We start from the raw sequence: 2,109 nt of genomic DNA, 5'->3' as shown, positions 1-2,109 counted from the left end.
TCGGAGATGACGATAGATTGAGTTTGGCCGTTACCTCAGAGCAGACCTTTGCAATGGGTTCATCCAGCTTTGCTCTTTTGGCCGGAATGCTATTATCAGGAACGCCGTTATTACGAAAGGCTTTATTTATTTCTCCACCAATATGACCATCCATAGTTAACCTCCCTACAACCATATAAAGGATTAAGTTGAAACTGTTTAATCATTTGACCTTTATGTAGTACGAAAGTTCAATTTTGATAGTTGTTCGTTGCCGTGGAAGGAATTGACCAATCTCGAAAAACTCATCATGGCCAGACTGGTATCATGTATCCAATGCGTCACAAATCGAATTCAGATTCACGCTGTTAATAAACTCTTCGGCAATTTTGTCCATATCATCGTTTTTGAGCACCAGAGCGTTAACGGCGTTATGTGCCTGCCGTAAGCAAGCATTATTAACAGAATCTTGAAAAATGAAACAACTATCAATATCATCCATCATGGCAAACAGCTCTAGTGGTGAGGATGGATCATGAGCACCATACTCGTTCATTTCGCCAGTGTCGCACCCAACGTTAGCAGCGGCCCAACAAAACGTTAAGCTACCGCCTTGCGAGTTTGTCAATCCATGAAGATAATGACAAAAGGCGTGTACAATCGCTCGCTTGCATTTGCCCGTTGACGCATCAACAATATTTCTCTCCGGAATTTTCAATGCTCTCAGAGCTTGACGATGTCGTATTCTCGTTGCCTTACAGGTACTGACTTTTTGTAATATCTTCTTTAATTCCGGGCGCTTCTCAGCTCTCATTTGAAGCAGGGCTGCAGCTTTTGTATCAATTACTTCCTCGGGCAAGGCCACTTGTCCCATGATAATCACCGGACGGTGATGGGTCTTGTCCGAGACAAATTTCGGAAACGCGGGACGGCGCACCAGCATTCGCTCTATATTTGGAATGCCCTCAGGTTCGAACGTCCAGGCGGGTTGCATTGAGGAGCTGGCAATTTTCTTTTCAAGGTATGGCGAAAAACCATCATGACAATGAGTCACGAGCAGGGTAGTACCTTTGCTCTTTTGGAATCCTTTATAAGCCAACTGCCATACCTGGCTATTTTTTTCCCTGGACAATAGTTGCCTATAAAACTTTGTTATACACTGGCTGGCTTTAGCCTTCAGTTCATCGACAGCTTCCAGACACACCAACATCTGATGATGTCGAGCAGCATCTATAATAGAGCCCTCATAAATCGGCAGTGGATCCAACCAACCCGATTCCATGACTTCAAGGGCAAAATGAATGACCGAAGGTTTCATTAAGTCACTGCCTCTCAGTGTTTTCACAATTAAGTACAACCACAGGTCAATGATTGCTCCGCCCTGAAGCATCATTTTTGAATGGAGCAACTTGAGTTGTTCAGTGACCTGATTTTCATCGCTGTCGTATAATATTTTTCTTAATGCCTTCGATATCGGTTTAACTTCGCTCTCGTAATAGCCCAATGCTCCTGGCTCCAGCGACTCGATAATTGAAACACCCATGGAAAAACTGGCCAGATCTTTTTCCTCCCATAGGTTCTTTAGTATTTCGGAGGTACTTAGATTGGTTTCTGGCAACAGACTTTTTGTCTCAAGAGGTTTGTTCAGTTCCTCAAGGCTCAGTCCACAGGCTTTAGCCAGAGCTCGCTGTTGTGCTAAATCAGCCCCTTTCAGGAGATCTTTCAGAAGATCCTTGCTCTTCTTTAGCTCAGTACTGGAATCAGGGAGCTTTCTGATGGGCTGAAAGTCAGGTGTGATTTTTGTCCTCTCTACTGGTGCCCCGCCTAAATCTGCAGACTCCCAAGTCTGGCCTCCATCCCGGGAATACTCAGCAAAGCTGTGTCTTTGGTTTTTAATTTGCCGACATGGAATTCCGAAATAACGACAAAAAGCAATAAAAACAGGTACACGATGACGACAGCTACCTTGTTGCCGTGTTACGAGGAATTGAAAGAAATTTTACTCATCTTTTGGTTCGATCCTACCGGAAAACTGTTCGCAATAGCCAGTGATCGCTCTGATTCGTTGCTCCTTGTTTTTGGCGTTTTTTATTTTCTGCAAACCCGCCCGTGCTTTGGGTCGTTGATGCT

The 2,109-nt window shown here is 44.2% G+C and carries 1 protein-coding gene; it reads right to left on the bottom strand.

The window, feature by feature from the left end; all coding sequences use genetic code 11:
* Window positions 1-304 precede the first annotated feature (304 nt).
* Window positions 305-1,597, bottom strand: coding sequence for a hypothetical protein (locus KDK18_RS05450; RefSeq protein ID WP_257253765.1), 1,293 nt, complete (start codon window positions 1,595-1,597; stop codon window positions 305-307).
* Window positions 1,598-2,109 lie beyond the last annotated feature (512 nt).

Source organism: Endozoicomonas sp. SESOKO3 (genome assembly GCF_024606255.1).
Note: the sequence above shows the minus strand (reverse complement) of the source record. Positions and strands in the feature narration are given on the sequence as shown.